The organism is Nereida ignava, assembly GCF_001049735.1.
GTDB lineage: Bacteria > Pseudomonadota > Alphaproteobacteria > Rhodobacterales > Rhodobacteraceae > Nereida > Nereida ignava.
Genome location: NZ_CVPC01000002.1, coordinates 20302 through 39054, shown reverse-complemented (window position 1 = coordinate 39054; position 18753 = coordinate 20302). Strand labels below are relative to the sequence as shown.

The 18753-nt window shown below is 56.2% G+C and carries 15 protein-coding genes and 1 pseudogene; 9 read left to right on the top strand and 7 right to left on the bottom strand.

Annotated features, from left to right (window positions below; translation table 11 throughout):
* Positions 1 to 21: 21 nt before the first annotated feature.
* Both NIG5292_RS00395 and NIG5292_RS00390 read left to right on the top strand, forming a co-directional pair.
* Complete coding sequence (locus tag NIG5292_RS00395; protein WP_048597368.1) at positions 22 to 351, top strand: hypothetical protein; 330 nt, start codon at positions 22 to 24, stop codon at positions 349 to 351.
* A 185-nt stretch (positions 352 to 536) separates the two neighbouring features.
* Positions 537 to 1226, top strand: coding sequence for a M48 family metallopeptidase (locus NIG5292_RS00390; protein ID WP_048597367.1), 690 nt, complete (start codon positions 537 to 539; stop codon positions 1224 to 1226).
* 23 nt (positions 1227 to 1249) lie between these two features.
* Here NIG5292_RS00390 and NIG5292_RS00385 read toward each other — a convergent pair whose 3' ends face one another.
* Positions 1250 to 1792, bottom strand: a complete 543-nt coding sequence (locus NIG5292_RS00385) for an RSP_2648 family PIN domain-containing protein (protein WP_048597366.1) — start codon at positions 1790 to 1792, stop codon at positions 1250 to 1252.
* The gene (locus NIG5292_RS00380) at positions 1789 to 3018 is read right to left on the bottom strand and encodes an RSP_2647 family RNA methyltransferase (protein ID WP_048597365.1); all 1230 of its coding nucleotides are present in this window, start codon (positions 3016 to 3018) and stop codon (positions 1789 to 1791) included. The genes NIG5292_RS00385 and NIG5292_RS00380 overlap by 4 nt, the downstream gene beginning before the upstream one ends.
* 154 nt (positions 3019 to 3172) lie before the next feature.
* Here NIG5292_RS00380 and edd point away from each other — a divergent pair, with 154 nt between their 5' ends.
* Together edd and eda are read left to right on the top strand one after the other, a co-directional pair.
* Positions 3173 to 4978 carry a phosphogluconate dehydratase gene (gene edd, locus NIG5292_RS00375; protein WP_048597364.1) on the top strand — a complete coding sequence of 602 codons (1806 nt, stop codon included), beginning with the start codon at positions 3173 to 3175 and terminating at the stop codon, positions 4976 to 4978.
* A 240-nt stretch (positions 4979 to 5218) separates the two neighbouring features.
* Entirely contained in the window at positions 5219 to 5860 is a 642-nt protein-coding gene (gene eda, locus NIG5292_RS00370; protein WP_177193417.1) for a bifunctional 4-hydroxy-2-oxoglutarate aldolase/2-dehydro-3-deoxy-phosphogluconate aldolase, read from the top strand.
* A gap of 12 nt (positions 5861 to 5872) precedes the next feature.
* On the opposite strand, the gene NIG5292_RS00365 is transcribed toward eda, so the two are convergent.
* Together NIG5292_RS00365 and NIG5292_RS00360 are read right to left on the bottom strand one after the other, a co-directional pair.
* Positions 5873 to 6145, bottom strand: coding sequence for a hypothetical protein (locus tag NIG5292_RS00365; protein WP_048597705.1), 273 nt, complete (start codon positions 6143 to 6145; stop codon positions 5873 to 5875).
* Positions 6138 to 8987, bottom strand: a complete 2850-nt coding sequence (locus tag NIG5292_RS00360; RefSeq protein ID WP_048597704.1) for a bifunctional [glutamine synthetase] adenylyltransferase/[glutamine synthetase]-adenylyl-L-tyrosine phosphorylase — start codon at positions 8985 to 8987, stop codon at positions 6138 to 6140. Before NIG5292_RS00360 ends, NIG5292_RS00365 begins: the two co-directional genes overlap by 8 nt.
* Before the next feature lie 135 nt (positions 8988 to 9122).
* On the opposite strand from NIG5292_RS00360, the gene NIG5292_RS00355 reads away from it, so the two are divergent.
* Together NIG5292_RS00355 and NIG5292_RS00350 are read left to right on the top strand one after the other, a co-directional pair.
* Positions 9123 to 9566, top strand: a complete 444-nt coding sequence (locus NIG5292_RS00355) for an RDD family protein (RefSeq protein WP_048597362.1) — start codon at positions 9123 to 9125, stop codon at positions 9564 to 9566.
* Positions 9567 to 9640: 74 nt separating this feature from the next.
* Positions 9641 to 10456 carry an arginyltransferase gene (locus NIG5292_RS00350; protein ID WP_048597361.1) on the top strand — a complete coding sequence of 272 codons (816 nt, stop codon included), beginning with the start codon at positions 9641 to 9643 and terminating at the stop codon, positions 10454 to 10456.
* 116 nt (positions 10457 to 10572) lie between these two features.
* Here the strand turns inward: NIG5292_RS00350 and NIG5292_RS00345 are convergent, their stop codons facing one another.
* From NIG5292_RS00345 to NIG5292_RS00335, 3 genes and pseudogenes are all read right to left on the bottom strand, one after another.
* Positions 10573 to 12927 carry a TRAP transporter large permease gene (locus NIG5292_RS00345; protein WP_048597360.1) on the bottom strand — a complete coding sequence of 785 codons (2355 nt, stop codon included), beginning with the start codon at positions 12925 to 12927 and terminating at the stop codon, positions 10573 to 10575.
* A gap of 20 nt (positions 12928 to 12947) precedes the next feature.
* Complete coding sequence (locus tag NIG5292_RS00340; RefSeq protein WP_048597359.1) at positions 12948 to 13862, bottom strand: TRAP transporter small permease subunit; 915 nt, start codon at positions 13860 to 13862, stop codon at positions 12948 to 12950.
* Positions 13863 to 14079: 217 nt separating this feature from the next.
* Positions 14080 to 14769, bottom strand: a pseudogene (locus tag NIG5292_RS00335) (TRAP transporter substrate-binding protein); the annotation flags it as partial.
* Positions 14770 to 14775: 6 nt separating this feature from the next.
* Between NIG5292_RS00335 and NIG5292_RS00330 the strand changes: the two are divergent.
* The 3 genes from NIG5292_RS00330 to NIG5292_RS00320 all read left to right on the top strand — a co-directional run bounded on the left by NIG5292_RS00330 (position 14776) and on the right by NIG5292_RS00320 (position 18685).
* A complete protein-coding gene (locus NIG5292_RS00330; protein ID WP_233488127.1) occupies positions 14776 to 15918 on the top strand; it encodes a cache domain-containing protein in 1143 nt (380 codons plus the stop codon).
* Positions 15915 to 16568, top strand: a complete 654-nt coding sequence (locus tag NIG5292_RS00325) for a response regulator transcription factor (RefSeq protein WP_048597358.1) — start codon at positions 15915 to 15917, stop codon at positions 16566 to 16568. Before NIG5292_RS00330 ends, NIG5292_RS00325 begins: the two co-directional genes overlap by 4 nt.
* Positions 16569 to 16933: 365 nt before the next feature.
* A complete protein-coding gene (locus NIG5292_RS00320) occupies positions 16934 to 18685 on the top strand; it encodes an acetolactate synthase 3 large subunit (protein ID WP_048597357.1) in 1752 nt (583 codons plus the stop codon).
* The last annotated feature ends 68 nt before the right edge of the window (positions 18686 to 18753 follow it).

Here is an 18753-nt window from a genome sequence, read left to right as displayed (position 1 = left end):
ATGTACAACGAGGACCTCACGATGACACGTTCACAGACCCTTCTTAATGGTCACTCATTCAAAAACGCAGCCCTTGCACTGGTGCTTGGATTGGGCGCATCCCTTGGCGCGACAACCGTCGTCAGCGCAGATCAGCTTGCGCGTTCCGCAGGTGTTGAGCCAGGCGTCTATCCAAAAGCTGTTTTGATGCAAATCGTGCAAGCCAAAGCCGATAACAACACAGCGCAGCTGACGCATATTTTGCGTGAAGCAAACGCCAAGAAAGCCGACCCTGCCCAAGCATTTGTGCTGACAGTCTCGGCCCGTGAAGCAAAAGTAGGTGAGCACCTGTTTGATCAACGGCGGTTCTAACGTCCCCCCGGACGGCGCGTGCGGTTAAAGCTGCTGCGCCGTCGCAAAAAGTATCGCCGTTACCGCGCCCTTGTTGAAAGGCCAGCCTTTGGGTTCGCCATCTTCAGCGAGGGCGCTTTTTATTGACGCACAGAAGTTTGCACCAAACACTGGCAAGCCCGCCCACACTGCCCCATATAAAGAGCATGTTGAAATTTGCACCCATCCTTTTGGCGCTTGCCTATGGCTATGTCATGGTGCGCTTTTCTGCGTGGCGCACGGCCCGCGAGCTTGATCGTAACAGCACCGAGCTTGCTGATCCCATTTTGACAACCCACACAGCGGCAATGGCCAAGGCGCTCGATATCCCGCGCATCCGCGTGCACATCTACGAGATTGAGCCAGTCAATGGGTTGGCCGCACCTGACGGGCGTATTTTCATCACACGCGGATTTTATCAAAAATTTCAGGCCGGTGAGGTCACAGGCGCCGAAATGGCATCGGTCATCGCACATGAATTGGGACACGTCGCGTTGGGTCACTCGCGCCGCCGAATGATTGACTTTTCGGGCCAAAATGCGCTGCGCACAGCATTGGCCATGGTTTTGGGGCGCTTTATTCCGGGTGTCGGCCCGTGGATTGCGGGGATGCTGACATCGCTGATCGCAGCACGGCTTTCACGCACCGATGAATATGAGGCGGACGCATATGCCTCAGCGTTGTTGCATAAATCCGGCATCGGGGTTGAACCGCAAAAGACGCTTTTCACCAAGCTTGAAAAACTAACGGGTGCGCGCGGCGGCAGCCCTGCGTGGTTGCTCAGCCACCCTAAAACCGAAGAACGGATCAAGGCGATTGAGGCCAATGTCGCCAAATGGGATGCGGTGCAAAAGTAACACCTAATAAGGCGGAAGCCCCCTTAAGACTGAAGCGCTTTGCCCAATCGCGGAAGACGCGCTTTTTTCAACAGCCCCCGCGTGGTCCATGTACTGCCTGACAGCTTGTCTGCTTGGGCGCGCACCCCTTCAACGACGTCGGCCATGACCTCAGTGTTGGCATGCCAAAGCCCCAACAAGAATTGATCAGGATCTGCGCGCGAAACGCCTTCTTCGGCCAGAATATTGCGCGGGAAATCTTTTGCGTTGTTGGTAATGATCACATCAGACGAGCCTGCGATAGCCGCTGCCAACACATGAATATCGTTCTGGTCAGGCAGCCAAAGCCGTGCCAAATCACCGTCTTTGGGCCGTATCTGGGCGCGTGCGAAATGCGCATTCAGCATCACCGCCTCAGACCGCGCAGCGACCTCGTCACTTGCCCCATGGCGCGCCGCAGCGCGGGCCCATTCTTCCAACAGCCGTTCAGACCACTGCGGCTCAAACAGCCCCGCGCGGGCGGCACCAATGACCACCTCGCGCATCACGGTTGGATAAAGAACGCAGGCGTCGATTAGCGCTTTCACGGCAGCAACCGATAAAACAGCGCCTTCAAGTATCCACTTTCCGAAAGCTGTGGCATCAACGGATGATCTGGTCCTGCAAACCCTGTGTGAATGTGCTGGGCACGGCGTCCTGCCCGCCCGATACCTCGCGCCGATGAGCGCGCAAATTTATGCACATCCGCTGCGTGCGAGCATGAGCACAGCACAAGATATCCGCCCTCGGCCACAAGTGGTGCCGCCAGTTTTGCCACCCGCTCATAGGCGCGCAACCCACGATCGAGCGATTTTTTCGACGGCGCAAACGCGGGCGGATCACAGACCACCACGTCGAACTTCGCGCCTTCTTCGTTTAGCGCCTCAAGAACGGCAAATGCATCCCCTTTGCGCGTTCTGAGCTTGTCGCCCATACCCATTGCATCCGCCCCGCCTTGGGCCAGGTCAAGCGCGGGCTGTGCACCGTCAACGCACGTGGCGCTTTGCGCACCCGCCGCCAACGCCGCAAGCCCAAAACCGCCAACATGGGAAAATACGTCCAACACCCGTGCGCCTTTCGACAGCCGCGCCGCTACCGCGTGGTTTGGGCGTTGGTCAAAGAACAGACCAGTTTTTTGACCGCCCATAACGTCCGCCAGATAAATGGCGCCGTTCATCGGCACTTCCAATGGCGCGTCCGGCGCAGTGCCTGCAAGGACCTCGGACACATCATCAAGCCCTTCCAGCCCGCGCGCACGGCCCGAGGCGTTTTTGATCACGCAGTTCACGCCCGTCACCGACTGCAGTGCGGCTGACAGCTGCGAAATCCGCGCATCGGCCCAAGCGGCGTTAGGTTGCACCACTGCAATATCGCCAAACCGGTCAATGATAACACCGGGCAGCCCATCGGCCTCTGCGTGGATCAGCCTGTAGAATGGCGCATCGAACATCCGCTCGCGGTGCTCGAACGCCGTCTGCAGGCGCGCCTCAAACCACGCCTGATCAATCGTGGCAGTTACATCGCGATCAAGCATGCGCGCGATGATCTGGCTGTCTGGTGTGACCCCCACAAGGCCCAATGGCTTGCGGTCTGCGTCTTCCAAAATGGCCAAGCTGCCCGCGCCTAAGGCTTTGGTGCGCCGATCCGTCACCAAATCCTCTGCATAGACCCACGGCGCGCCAAACCTGATGGCACGGGCGTCGGATTTTGGTTTCAGTCGAACTACGGGAAGATCGCTGGGTGAAGCGGGCACATCTGTGGTGGTTTGTGTCATGATGCCTCCCTTAAAGCACACGATTGAATTGGCCAAGCATCATAGCAAACTGCGGCAAACTGTGTCCCACATACTGAAACTGCTGGACTTGTTAGCGCAAACATCGCTAGAACGCGGGTGAATAATAGACGTCTAAGCCGATGGAGCCTGCCACATGTCGCTAAACCCAACCCTCAAAGCCGTGACAGACCGCATCATTGCCCGATCAGAAAAGCGGCGCGGGACATATCTTGAGCGTATGCGCAAAGCCGCAGACATTGGCCCCAAACGCGGCCACCTGAGCTGCGGCAACCAAGCCCACGCCTATGCGGCGATGGGCGACGCAAAGGACCGCCTACTTGATGAGCAGTCCCCCAACATTGGCATCATTACCGCCTACAATGACATGCTTTCGGCCCACCAGCCGTTCAAAGAATTTCCTGATCTGATCAAAGCGGCCGCAGCCACCCACGGCGGCACTGCCCAAGTTGCGGGGGGCGTTCCGGCCATGTGTGATGGCGTAACCCAAGGCCAAGTGGGCATGGAGTTGTCGCTGTTTTCGCGCGATGTGATCGCATTAGCCGCAGGCGTTGGTCTGTCACACAACACTTATGACGCGGCGATGTATTTGGGTGTGTGTGATAAAATCGTGCCGGGTCTTATTATTGCTGCCGGTACATTCGGCTATATCCCGTCAGTCTTTGTGCCAGCAGGCCCGATGACCAGTGGCTTGCCCAACGACGAAAAAGCCCGTGTGCGCCAACAGTTCGCAACCGGCGACATTGACCGCAGCCAGTTGATGGCCGCCGAAATGGCAAGCTACCACGGCCCGGGCACCTGTACGTTTTATGGAACGGCGAATTCCAACCAAATGTTGATGGAATTCATGGGGCTGCACCTGCCTGGCGCATCTTTCGTGAACCCCAACACCTCACTTCGCGCAGCCCTTACCGAACATGCTACGAAAACGGCCCTGGGCATCACAGGACTGGGCGATAATTACACCCCCGCCTGCGATGTGCTCTCAGAAAAGGCGTTTGTGAATGGCATCGTCGGGCTGATGGCGACGGGGGGCTCAACAAACCTTGTGCTGCACCTGCCTGCAATGGCACGCGCGGCAGGCGTTGAACTTACGCTTGAGGACTTTGCGGATATCTCGGCGTTGGTGCCATTGATGGCAAAAGTATACCCCAACGGCCTCGCAGACGTGAACCATTTCCACGCAGCAGGTGGGCTCGGCTACATGATCGGTGAGTTGTTGAACGCTGGCCTGCTGCACGACGATGTAGATACAATCGTCGGCAAAGGATTGTCACACTACACACAAGAGCCTGTTTTGCAGGACGGCAAACTTGAGTACCGCGAAGGCTCTGCAAAAAGTGAGAATGAGAAGATTCTCCGCCCTGTCTCAAATCCATTCCAGCCTGAAGGCGGCGTAAAGCAGCTGCGCGGAAACCTTGGGCACGGCATGATGAAAGTCAGCGCCGTCGCACCCGAACGTCAGATTGTCGAAGCCCCCATCCGTGTTTTCGAAGATCAGCATGACGTAAAAACGGCCTTCCAAAAGGGCGAGTTCACATCAGACACCATTGTCGTAGTGCGCTTCCAAGGCCCTGCGGCAAACGGCATGCCCGAGTTGCACTCGCTCACCCCGACGTTGGCAGTGTTGCAAGACCGTGGCCTTAAAGTGGCGCTTGTTACAGATGGCCGGATGTCCGGCGCATCAGGCAAAGTTCCATCAGCGATCCACGTAGCGCCCGAAGCGCTTCACGGCGGTCTTTTGTCGAAACTGCAAGACGGCGATATCGTTCGGGTCGATGCGCAAAACGGCACTTTGGATGTGCTGACCGAAGGCGTTGACGCACGAGCCGCAGCCACACCAAACCTTGAAGGCAACACATTCGGCGTTGGCCGCGAGATGTTTGAGGTATTTCGCGCCAACGTTGGCCCTGCCAGCTCTGGCGCCGGTGTTGTTGTGTAAACGCGGGATTTGGATATTTATGAACAAAAGAAGATCAGCCCCCGAGACAATACGCATGCGCGCAAAAGTCCCGTGGGGCCTTCTCTTGTTACAGCCATCGGCGTCCCCGCCTGTACTGCCGCTCCCGAATACAAAGCTTAAGTTAATTTACTGTTTCAATTCTTTTGTTTAGAAATATCCCCGCCGGAGGCATCCACGTCACTTTCCGGCACCTAATACCCCGAAGAGGATACCATCATGATGAGCCCACTCGACGCCAGCCACCACACCCGCGCAATTTGTGAACTGGCACCGGTTGTGCCCGTGCTCGTCATCCACGACGCCGCAATCGCGCGTCCTTTGGCCGAAGCACTTGTGGCCGGCGGATTGCCCGCCCTTGAAGTGACGTTGCGAACCCCCGCAGCCCTCGATGCGATCCGCGAGATGGCCAAAGTTGAAGGCGGCACCGTTGGCGCCGGAACCCTTTTGACGCCCACAGACGTAGAAGCCGCAAAAGAAGCCGGCGCGCAGTTCGGTGTCTCACCTGGTGCCACGCCAAAATTGCTTGAGGCCTGCGCAATCTCAGCGCTGCCGCTGTTGCCCGGTGCATCCACCGCGTCCGAGGCCATGGCGCTGCTCGAAATTGGCTATTCGGTGCAGAAATTCTTCCCGGCCGAGGCAAATGGCGGCGCTCCCGCACTCAAAGCAATTGGCGCGCCTTTGCCACAGGTCTCATTTTGCCCAACGGGTGGTGTCACACCCGAAAACGCACCTACATACCTTGGGCTGTCCAACACGCTTTGCGTTGGCGGAAGCTGGGTCTGCCCTGCCAATCTGATCGCCGCAAAGGACTGGGCCGCGATTGAAGAGCTGGCGCGCGAAGCCGCAGCACTTAAGCGGTAATCACTTAGCTGTTTATTCAGCTACACGCGCGGCACGCCCGCCGCGCCGTCCTGTGGCGGGGGCCGTTTCAAGGCCTTCGCGCAGCGTCTGTGTCATCGGATGATCCCCGTTTGATTGCCCGTAGTGGTCAATAAGCGGCTTGATATAATCTTGCATCGCAACACCCGCGGGCAGCCCAAGCGCCCAGTCCAGAAAGATCGAGCGGCACTCAGGCGCGCTGATCCCGTCGATTTTATAGCTTTCTTGGATCAATCCGCGTGGGTCCAAAAACTTGAAGTCAATCATTGCCGCCTGCCCCATCTTTTGCGCCCCCAAGGGGCATAATCCGTTCAATACATGCACGCGCCGTTTGCCGCGCCTCAGCCACTTTTGCCAGCGCCTCGTCCTCGGAGCCAGCAGCCAAAATACCATTTAGAACGCCAACCGCGCCCGTCCCGACTTTTGCTGCATCAAACGGCCCAAGGCTCAACTCAGCCTGCATCGCTTTCACGGCCCATAGGGTCTTATAAGCTGCGGTGATGGCGCGCGCGTCCGCGTCATTCAGCCATCCGTTTGCGACTGTTGTCGCCAATTGCGTCGACGTATCGCGAGGTACCTCATCAAGCCCCGCTTTCAGCGCACTGGCTTGGGCGAACAGCTCAATATCTTGCACGCCGCCCGCACCGTTTTTGACGTCCCACGGATCACTCGCAGGTTTCGCGCCGGCCAAACGCACCCGCATATCGCTTGTATCACTCAGCACGTCTTTTTGCGTGTGCCGCAAAATATCATCGCGCAAAGCGTTCCAGTCCTCTGCCAGCGCCCCATCACCAAGTGCTTGCGCGCGCGTCAGGGCAAGATGCTCCCACGTCCATGCTTCTTCTTTCTGATAGCTCGCATAAGACGCCCAACCACTGGCCACAGGCCCTTGCCGCCCCGAAGGACGCAGGCGCATATCAACTTCATACAGCCGCCCTTCCGGCAATTGCGCCGTCAACGCCGTGATCAACGCTTGGGTAAGGCGGGCAAAATATGTTCGCGTCTGCAACGGCCTTGGACCATCAGACATCGCATCAGCGTCCGCATCATAAATCAAAATCAAATCCAGATCCGAGCCCGCGTTTAACTGACCTGCGGCCAGAGACCCCATCGCAATTGGAACCGCTCCGCGCCCCATCGGCGCGCCATGCTTTGACGCAAACTCAGCCGTGACCCGCGGCCAGAGGGCGCCAACCAACGCCTTGGCAAGGGACGCGTATTGCGCACCTGCAATTTGCGCATCAATCACACCGCGCAGATGATGCACGCCGATCCGGAAGTGCCATTCTTTCTTAATCCGTCGCGCCGTATCCAGCACCGCCTCATAATCCCCACAGGCCGCTAGAGCATCGGAAATTAAGTCACTTAGCTGCGCATCACTTGGGAACGGCGCAAAGAAATCACCCGCAATGACCGCGTCCAGCACGTTGGAATTACGACCAAGATACGCCGCAAGCGCAGGTGACGTCGCGCAAATCTCAAGAAGCAAATCCACCAGCGGGGCGTTGGCCTCAAAAAGAGAAAATACCTGCACACCTGCCGGCAAGCCGCGCAAGAACCCATCGAAATGCGCAAGCGCTTCTTCGGGGCGTGCGGCTTGAGCCAATTTAGCCACGATAGACGGGCGCAGGCGGTTGAAAATTTCCGTGGCGCGGGCAGATCGCATTGCGGGGTAGCTGGGCCAACGGGCAATTATTTCTTGGCCAAAATCGTTCGGAACTGTAGCTGTGTCGCTTCTGTTCTCTGTCATGTTGAGACTGGCGATAGCACCATCTTCGGCAGGCGCTTCTGGCGCAAAGAACGCCTCTGTACGGCTGTGAACGCTCTCAAATAGGTCCTGCAATCGTTGCTTTAGCGGTGCCACGTCCTCGCCCATCATGGCGGCAAGCCGGCAGAAGCCTTCTTCATCGCGGGGCAACACGTGGGTTTGCGCATCAGCAATCATTTGCAAGCGGTGCTCAACATCACGAAGGCCGCGGTATTTTACTTTAAGATCGCCTGCCAACTCATTGCTAATCCAACCTTTTGCGGAAATAGCGTCTAGCCCTGCACAGGTACCACGCACACGCAAATCAGGATCGCGCCCGCCTGCAATCAACTGCTGCGTTTGGGTGAAAAACTCAATCTCGCGAATACCGCCACGGCCCAGTTTCACGTTATGCTCGGGCAATGAAATAGCCCCTGCCAGCCCTTTATGTGCCCAAATCTTGAGGCGCATGTCATGGGCGTCTTGGATCGCTGCAAAATCCAGATGCTTGCGCCAGACGAAAGGTCGAAGACGCTCAAGATAAGCCTCTCCGGCTTTATGATCGCCTGCGCACACCCGCGCCTTGATATGGGCCGCTCGCTCCCATGTGCGCCCCTCAGCCTCGTAATAAAGCTCTGCTGCGGACATCGACATGCACACGGGCGTCACCGCCGCATCAGGGCGCAACCGCAGGTCTGTTCGAAAGACATAACCATCGCGGGTTTGGGCGCTGATCGTTTTGGTCACTGCACGGATAATCTGCACAAATGCGTGGCGCACATCGGCCACATCATCGCGGGCATAGCGGCTGTCATCAAAGAGGCAAATCAGATCAATGTCGCTTGAGTAATTCAATTCAAACGCGCCCATCTTACCCATGGCGAGCACAACCAAGCCACCGTTTGTGGCCAGATCATCCTCGGTCAACCATGGCAGATGCCCCCTTTTGAAACGGGCTGCAAACTCTGCATCAAGGGCCGTTTGAAGTGCTGCGTCCGCAAGGTGGGTCAACGCCGTTGTGACACTTTCCAGCGGCCAGACACCGGCCAGATCCGCAAGTGCCGTAAGTAAGGCAATCCGTCCTTTTGACCGGCGCAAAGACGGGCTTAGCTCACTCAATGGTATGTTTGAGGCATAGCCCGCCACTGCCGCCAATTCGGCGCGCAGGGCCGCTTCAGGGTCTGCAAAAGCGCCCTGTAGCCACTCATTATGCTTACTGATCAGCCCGCTAAGGTACGGGCTACATCCTGCGGCACCGGCAACCACATCCGCCAACTGGCCATCGAACAAAACAGCGCGTTCGGCCCCGCGATCAGGGTCAAAGGCGCGTGGCATGCGGGTGATGGCATCTGTAAACTTCATATAAAACAACGTGATACGCGCGCCGTGATTGGTCAAGGACAACAATTGGTCAAAAAGAGCGGATGCCCTTGATCGAAAGGCCCCAAACAATCACATAAATGCCCATAACAAGTGAAACCACACGGATATCCGCCTATGTACATCGCCCTTCCCGATCCCGTCGATCAAGCAGAGTTCTACGCCGATGTACCGCTGAAACGCTTACTGGCGTGGGGGATTGATACGCTGATCATCGCGGCCATATCGATCGCGCTTTGTCTGCTTACGCTTGGGGTCGGCTTTTTCATCTTCTTTGCAGTCTTCTTTTCCGTCAGCTTCATCTACCGCGTTGTCACGTTGACGCGCCGCTCAGCCACGGTGGGCATGGGGGTGGTGGCAATTGAATTTCGCACCGCCAAGGGCACCAAGTTTGATGCGGGAACCGCGTTTTTACACACATTGGGATATGTCATCTCATTTGCAGTGCCGGTGTTACAGTTGATCTCGATCATCTTGATGTTGATCAGCGAAAAGCGCCAAGGAGCGACTGACCATCTGCTGGGGACCGTGGCCATTAACCACGCTGCACATTCGCGTTAACGCACCACGCAGACAGGGGTTGGCGAGACTGTTTTCGCTTGCTAGGGTTTGCGTATTCAAGAATTGGATTATTAATGCGCCACACCCTGCCAATTGCACCACAGTTTTATGTGACCGCACCGCAGCCCTGCCCTTATCTTGAGGGTCGGATGGAGCGTAAACTGTTTACCGCATTGCAGGGTGAAAGCGCAGAAAAGCTGAATGACGGGCTGTCCAAGCAAGGCTTTCGCCGCTCACAAAATGTGCTTTACCGGCCGTCGTGTGCTGATTGTACCGCGTGTTTGTCCGCCCGCATCAAAGTGGCTGATTTCAAGCCGAGCAAAAGCCAGAAACGCGTGATGAGCCGCAACAAAGATATGCGCCGCCGCGTGACAAGCCCTTGGGCCACCGAAGAGCAATTTTCCCTGTTTCGCGCGTATCTGGATACGCGACATGCAGATGGCGGCATGGCTGATATGGACATATTCGAGTTCGCCGCCATGGTCGAAGAAACACCCGTGCGCAGCCGCGTGATTGAATACACCCGCGACGAGGTTTTGACCGCTGTTTGCCTGACCGATCTGCTCGATGACGGGCTGAGCATGGTCTATTCGTTTTTTGCGCCTGATGCGGCGCCAAGCTCGCCCGGGATGCACATCATCCTTGATCATATCGAGATCGCGCGGGAAACAGGCCTGCCATATGTTTACCTTGGGTATTGGGTGCCTGGATCGCCCAAAATGGATTACAAGGCGAAATTCTCGGGCCTTGAGGTCTACCGTGGTGGCGCGTGGGAAACCATGAACAACGTGGCCGATTTTGAGCAAGAGACGCACCCGCTGTCCATTGATCCTATTGCCGAACAAGTCGCAAATATCTCGCTGCCTGATACGCTGTCTTCAAAAGTATAGTTTGCGGTATGAAGGCGGCTGACTAAGGCTGCCTGATCGCCCCCCATCCTCTCAACCAAAAGAAAACGGCCCCACAGTTTCCTGCAGGGCCGTTGTCTTTTTCAGGTCTGATTTAATCAGTTACCAATCAGGTTCGGCACAATTGTCACCACGCTTGGGAACGCCGCCAACAGCGCCAGCCCTGCCACTTGGATCAACACGAAGGGCAATACACCTTGGTAGATGTGGCCAGTGGTGACTTCCTTCGGGGCCACGCCGCGCAGATAAAACAGCGCAAAGCCAAACGGGGGTGTCAGGAACGAGGTCTGCAAGTTCACAGCGATCATGATTGTTACCCATTTCGGATCCATCGTACCGCCGTAGATGACCGGCCCCACAATCGGGATGACGATGTAGATGATCTCTAGGAAATCCAGAACAAAGCCCAAAATGAACAACACCAACATAACCAACAAGAACACCGTCCATTCGTTGTCGAACGAGCGCAAGAACTGTTGGATATAGTGCTCGCCGCCAAATGAAATCACCACAAGGTTAAGCAGCTGTGAGCCGATCAAAATGGTGAACACCATCGAGGTGACTTTGGCGGTTTCGCGCACCACGGGGCTAAGGACCCCGCCCGTAAACAGCACCCAACAGGCAAACAGGATACCGAACATCGCGAATAGATACGCAGCCTTAGCCACGATGAACGCCAAAACGGTTTCGACACTGGTGTCGCCTGTGCCCAAGCGCAGATCAAAGTTCACGCCCACAAGGATCAACACGATGATCGCAAAAGTGGTCATCAAGATCATCTTGCCCGAACGCCCCTCATCCGCGAGGCGGCGATACGCGGCCAGCATGATCGCCCCACCCGCACCAAGTGCCGCAGCAGGTGTCGGGTTGGTGATGCCGCCCAAGATTGAGCCAAGCACCGCAATGATCAACACCAACGGCGGGAAGACAACGCGCAGCAACTCATTTTTAGCCAGCATCTTCATCGCTCCCGCACATCCCCAAAGGGCAAGGCCCAGAGGCAATGCGATCAGCAACAGCCGCGCACCGGCGGATGTGGTGGGCCCCAAAAGAGCGACGTCAACAAAAAGCACACCCAATGCGCCAAGTGTTCCTGCGATCAGCGGCAAGCGTCCTGCTGATGGTGCAACACCGCGTGCAGTGGTCAGAACCAGACCCAGCAACATCATTGAAACAGCCAAACCTGTGCCGATTGGCGCAGCAGCTTCGATCTTTTCAAGGATCAGCGTCTCACGCTCTTCCGATGTCAGCTGACGGCTTTCTTGCACTCCGCCCGCATCGTCGATGGCTTGCTGTTGTGCGACCGCTTCGTCCCATTCGGCTTGACCGTGCAGATCAATCATGGCCGCGGCACATTCAGGGCCAACAGACGTACGAAGGTCTGCGGTAGTGCCCGCGTCGGTGTAGCTGTCAACGATTGTGGACTGGCTGCCGACAAGGCCGATGTTCACGAACAAGATCAAACCACCGATCAACATGATCGGCGCACCCAAGAACCATGTCAGCCCGTCAGAGCGGGTGATCGGCTCACTGTTGCTGCTGCCCATCTGGACCGCTGGCGCTTTGGACGGGTTGAAAAGCGCGTAGACAAACGCATAGCCCGCATAGAGCATCGCCAGCAAAATACCTGGCAACAGCGCCGCTTGGAACAACGTGCCCACGGATACAACCGCAGGCTCACCCAGATATGTCAGCGCATCAGAACATCCCACCAATTGGGCACGCTCTTCTTGGGCTGCCGAATACAAGTCCCCCGCCAATGTCCCAAGCAACACAATCACGATGGACGGCGGAATGATCTGACCCAATGTGCCAGAGGCGGCAATCACACCTGTTGAAAGCTGCGGCGAATATCCGTTCTTGAGCATTGTGGGCAAAGACAAAAGCCCCATGGTCACAACGGTTGCCCCCACAATACCTGTGGACGCCGCAAGGAAAGCACCAACCACAACCACGGACACCGCCAAACCACCGGGCAGCGGGCCAAAAACCCGTGCCATGGTTTTCAGCAAATCATCCGCAATTTTAGACCGCTCAAGGGTGATGCCCATCAGAACAAACATCAAAACAGCCAACAGTGTTTCAATGGATTGGCCCGCCAAAACGCGTTCGTTGATGCGGTTCACAATGAACGACACATTACGATCAAGGGCGACTTCCCACCCTTGCAAGAACACAGGCTCACCGATGCGCGGCAACTCAGGGTAGCGGAAAATCGAGACCGCCTCAGGGCGTATCCCTTCGGCCAAAAGGGCCGCGTATTGCGCGCTGTCTTTGTCGATTGCTTGGTGAATAAGCAGGCCGTTGCTATCGAGTGCCGCGATGATCCCGAATGAGATCACGGCCGAGCCACCGATTGCAAAAGCCACGGGAAAGCCTGACAAAATGCCCGCAAAGAGCGTCAGGAATACGATGATCAGGCCGACTTCTACGCCATCAAGTCCGAATAACATGTCTCTAGATCTTTCTTAACTTAATGGATGTTCGCGGCGAGCTCTGCGTCAGCATCGCCAAGTTTATCACGGTCAAGGTTTTTGCCTTCGGCCTCGGGGCCTTCGCGCAACTCAAGGTAGCTGCGGTAAAAGAAGGTAATCGCCTGCAAGAAGACCATCGCCGTGAAGACGATCAGCAAAATCTTGAACATGAAATATGCGTTGAACCCGTTGGGCGAGAAACCGATGGTCTCAACATTCCAGCGCAGCGCGCGAGCTTTGTTTACCAAACGGTCAAGGCTGTCGGAGGCGGATGGGTTCGGCACCACAAGGTGACGCCACAGGAAATACCAACCATACATCCACGTCAGCACCGCCGCTGGCATCATAAAGATGATGCTGCCCACCATATCAATGATGCGCTTGGTGCGGAAGGAAACGGCTGAGTAGACCAAATCAACACGCACGTGGCCGCCCTGCACAAATGTATAGGTCGCACACAGGCACACCACGATGGCGTTGTAGAATTTCAACTCTTCGGACCACCAGCTGATGTCAAAGGCAAAGCTTTTGCCAAACCCGAATGACAACTCAGAAGCTGCAAAAATACGCTGCATAAATACAATGACGATCTGTTGCAGCACCATCAAAAGGCCGGCCCATGCAAAGAAACGGCCCACGGCGTTGGCGAACCCTTCAAATACCCGCACGCAGCCCCACATGAATGGGCGGTACAGCAAGCCCGCGATGGTCACACAGATGAACAGGGTGAAGATCGCGAAGAACAACTCAACAGAGCCGCCATAATAGATGAACCGCATCAGGGATTGTTTGTCCTCGGTGGTGTTGTCCCACGTCAGCCAGTCAAGCCAGCTTGAAGTGTTCAACAGCGCGTAGCCGATGTTGTAAAACGCCAAAGCGATGTTTTGAAAAAACCAGATGATCCCGTCGAGCATGATATTCCCCTAAGCCTTCAAGTCGTGGAGCGGCGGCTCGTAATAATTTCGGCGCAGTTATGATGTGCCACGCAACCCCAATGCCCATCGGCCATGGTTGCGGATGCAGTCAGATCATAATGCGGTAAAAGTTGGAGCGGCCAACGCATGCTGGCCGACCCAAAGATGCGAACGCTTGGGAGAGGACGCGCGCGCCCTCCCCCCTGCAATCGAGCGATTAGCCCAGAACGCGGTCGCGCTGTGTGCGGTATGCACTTTCAGACTGCTTGATCCAGCCAGATGACGCTTTGAGCGACGCCTGGTAATCATCGTGGACCTTTTTGTAGAGGTCATCACCGAGGTTTTCGGCGTGGACTTCTTCACTTGCTTTACCGAATGCATCCCAAACGTCATCTGGGAATTCGAGAACTTTAACACCGCCGGATTGCAGACGCTGAAGCGCTGAACCGTTGTTGTTAAGGAACTGTGCAAGGTTCCACTGGTGTGTTTCAGCAGATGCGATTTCGATGATCTTCTGGTGCGCTGGTGACAGGCTGTCGAATACGTCGCGGTTTGTTGCAACTGACAGACCTGCGCCTGGCTCGTGGAAGCCCGCAGCGTAGTAGAATTTTGTGATCTCCTGGAAACCGGCTTTTTCGTCTGCCCATGGGCCGATCCACTCGGTGCCGTCAAGCGCGCCAGATGCCAAAGCTTGGTACACTTCTGCGCCTGGAAGGTTCTGAACAGATGCGCCCAGTTTACCCAGTGCTTTACCGCCAAGGCCTGGCATACGGAATTTCAGACCGTTGAAATCAGCAGCTGAGGTGATTTCTTTACGGAACCAACCACCTGCTTGTGCGCCTGTGTTGCCGCCCAAGAATGATTTCAGGCCAAAGATTTCGCCCAACTCGTCGTGCAGAGCCGCGCCGTTGCCGTGGTAAAGCAGCGCCTTGCAGCGATGGTCTACGGCCAAGACGGCTATTTCTTTGTGTTTGATTACGACGGCACAAATCTTGTGGCGCCGCGTCAGACTGTTCTGATCAACAAAGACTGGAGCGGACTGACCGATCCCGAAGACGTGCCCGTTACCGACAAGCTGATTGATATTGCGCGCACGGGTGGTGGGTATCATTCGTTTTTATGGACCAAGCCAAGCACCGGCACCAAAGAACCCGCGATCAGCTATGTGCTGGGTCTGCAAGATTGGCAGTGGGCCATCGGCACCGCCATTTTTGTCGATGACATCCAAAGCACGGTGGCCGCAGCGCGCGCAGATGTAGAGAACCGCATCGATCGGACGTTCCAGTATATTGTGTTCATCACGCTTGGTGCGCTTTTGGCGGTTTTTGCCTCTGGCATGGTGCTAAACATCCGAGAGCGGCGCTTGGCCGATACCAAGCTAAAGGCACTGACGGAACGAATTTTTGATACCCAAGAAGAAGAACGTGGCCGCGTCGCCCGTGAGTTGCATGACGGCATCAGCCAGATCTTGGTAGGCGTACGCTATTCACTTGAGCTTGCGCGCAGACGTTTCAACAAAGGCGATGCCGCCGCCGGTGACAGCCTTGGTGCAGGGATCGACGGGCTGAACACCGCCATTGGTGAGGTCCGCCGTATCAGCCGTGACTTGCGGCCGGGCATCTTGGACGACTTGGGGCTTGGCCCTGCCCTGCAATCGCTGACCGATGACTTTGAGGCGCGCACGGGCATCGAATGCACGTTTGAAACTGTCGTCTTTCGCAACCGTCTTGATCCCGACAGCAAGATTGCGCTTTACCGCATTGCCCAAGAAGCTCTGACCAACATTGAGCGGCACGCCGATGCCTCGAAAATGGTGATGAGCCTGGCCGGTCACCGCCAAGGGGCGACGTTGATGGTAAAGGACAACGGTATTGGCCTGAAATCAGGACGCGGTCGCAACAGCTTGGGGCTTGGTCTGCGCAATATGGCCGAGCGGATCGAGCAACTTGACGGCACGCTGAACATCGCGTCCACCGCCTCTGGCACCACCATCGAGGCGACTGTGCCGCTTACCCACCTTCTCAGTCCCGAAGCACCAGCGAAGATTACCCAATGACCCAAACACCGCCGCTCACCCGCGTTATGATTGTCGATGATCACCCGATGGTTGCCCAAGGGGTGCAATCGATCCTTGAGACGTATGACGATCTTGAAGTGGTCGCGACGCTATCATCCGGACAAGAGGCCATCGCGCAAGTAGGCACGTTGCAGCCGGACGTGGTGTTGATGGACCTGAACATGCCCAACATGGGCGGGCTTTCCGCGACCGAGATTATCCTTGAGCAACACCCCGACACCCACATCCTGATCCTGTCGATGCACGACACGCCCGAATATATTTCAACGGCGCTGAGTTATGGCGCGCATGGCTATTTACTGAAGGATGTCCCCACCGAAGAAATCAAAACTGCCATCGATGTGGTGTTGTCTGGTGGACGGTATTTGTGCACAGGCGCGAAAGGCTCGCTTGAACCGGCGGTTGCGGGCAGGCGCGAAATCCTGACCGAGCGCGAGCAGACCATTTTGCTGCAACTTGCCAGTGGGAAATCCAACAAAGACGTCGCAGCCGTGTTGGATATTTCTGTGCGCACAGTTGAGACCCACCGCAAGAATATCAAACGTAAACTGGGTATTTCATCTACCGCAGGGCTGACCCGCTACGCGCTTGAGCACGGGGTTCTGCAGGGCACAGGGGCTAATTTGTAGGCCAGCATCCAATAAAATGCCAAAAAAATACCCCCATACTTTCCGATAGTTTCAAAATTCATCACTCAAATCGCTATTTAATTATCCAAAACAGCCAAAAAACTGCTGTGCGGCTGTTGACGCCCCTGAATGCCCGCCATAATGTCCGTGGCAATTGTGAAGAAAGGGCGGGCTATGAAAGACGTCGTCGTGATTTGCCGAAAGATGCGCATGGGATCGTAAGATCATCCAGTTTTGAAACCATGCGCCCCCGACACAATCGGGGGTTTTTTTATGTCACCTTTTCTTTTCTGAACCTGAAACGAGCTAGCTATTGATTTGACGCGAAACCAGCCGCGCAAACGTTGAAAACCGGAGAGACCAAGATGCCCGCACCCATGACAGGCGCCCAAATTGTTATCCAAGCCCTTAAAGAACAAGGCGTCGACACGATTTTCGGCTACCCCGGTGGCGCGGTGCTGCCGATCTATGACGAGATTTTTCAGCAAAGCGACATTAACCACATTTTGGTCCGCCACGAGCAAGGTGCGACCCACGCCGCAGAAGGCTATGCCCGCGCGACAGGCAAACCCGGTGTTGTTTTGGTTACCTCGGGCCCCGGTGCCACAAACGCGGTGACAGGCCTTACGGATGCGCTTTTGGACAGCATCCCAATGATCGTTTTGTCCGGTCAGGTGCCCACATTCATGATCGGGTCTGACGCATTTCAGGAGGCCGACACCGTTGGCATCACGCGCCCGTGCACCAAACACAACTGGCTTGTGAAAGACACCGATGAGCTTGCTGGCACAATCCACGAGGCGTTCCACGTTGCGACATCAGGCCGTCCGGGCCCTGTGCTTGTGGACATTCCCAAAGACGTCCAATTCGCCAAGGGCAAGTATCAGTCTGCCGCGCCCACCAAGTCGCACTACCAGCCCCAAGTGAAAGGCGACATGGCCACCATTGAGGAATTGGCCGACGCGATGGCCAAGGCCAAGCGCCCGATCATCTATTCGGGTGGCGGCGTCATCAACTCTGGCCCCGCGGCGTCACAGCTTTTGCGCGAGTTGGTGGCGGCAACAAACTTCCCCATCACCTCAACCCTAATGGGACTGGGCTGCTACCCTGCGTCCGGTGACAACTGGCTGGGCATGTTGGGCATGCACGGGCTTTATGAAGCCAACATGGCGATGCATGATTGCGATTTGATGATCAACATCGGCGCACGTTTTGATGATCGGATCACGGGCCGCCTCGATGCGTTCTCGCCCGGCTCGAAAAAGGCGCACATTGATATCGACGCCTCATCGATCAACAAAGTCATCCATGTGGATATGCCGATCCTTGGTGATGTGGCTCATGTGCTTGAGGACCTGCTGAACGTTTGGAAATCAAAAGGTCGCCAGACAAACAAAGAAGCGCTCACCAAGTGGTGGAGCCAGATTGAAGACTGGCGCGCCGTGCGCTGTCTGTCGTTCAAGCAAGAAGGCAAAGTCATCAAGCCGCAATACGCTCTTGAGCGCCTTGAAGCTCTGACCCAGAAATACGACCGCTACATTACAACCGAAGTCGGCCAGCACCAGATGTGGGCGGCGCAGTACCTGGGGTTTGAAGACCCAAACCGTTGGATGACGTCCGGTGGTTTGGGCACAATGGGCTACGGCACCCCTGCCTCAATCGGTGTGCAAGCCGCGCACCGTGATGCGCTGGTCATCAACGTGGCGGGTGAAGCCTCGTGGATGATGAACATGCAAGAAATGGGCACAGCGGTGCAATTCAACTTGCCCGTAAAGCAATTCATTCTGAACAACGAACGGCTCGGAATGGTCCGCCAGTGGCAAGAATTGCTGCACGGCGAGCGTTATTCACAAAGCTGGTCAGAAGCCCTGCCCGACTTTGTAAAGCTGGCCGAAGCTTTCGGTGCCAAGGGCATTTTGTGTGAAGATGCTGCGGACTTGGATGATGCCATCATGGAAATGATCACCTACGACGGTCCGGTCATTTTTGATTGCCTTGTTGAAAAGCACGAAAACTGTTTCCCCATGATCCCATCGGGCAAGGCACATAACGAGATGCTTTTGGGCGACGCCAGCACCAAAGGTGCGATCGATGCAAAAGGCAGCGTGCTGGTCTAACATCCGCACTACCCTTCGCTCTTATTGGCCTGATGCACCCCAACAAAACGGGCGCGTCAGGCCCACAC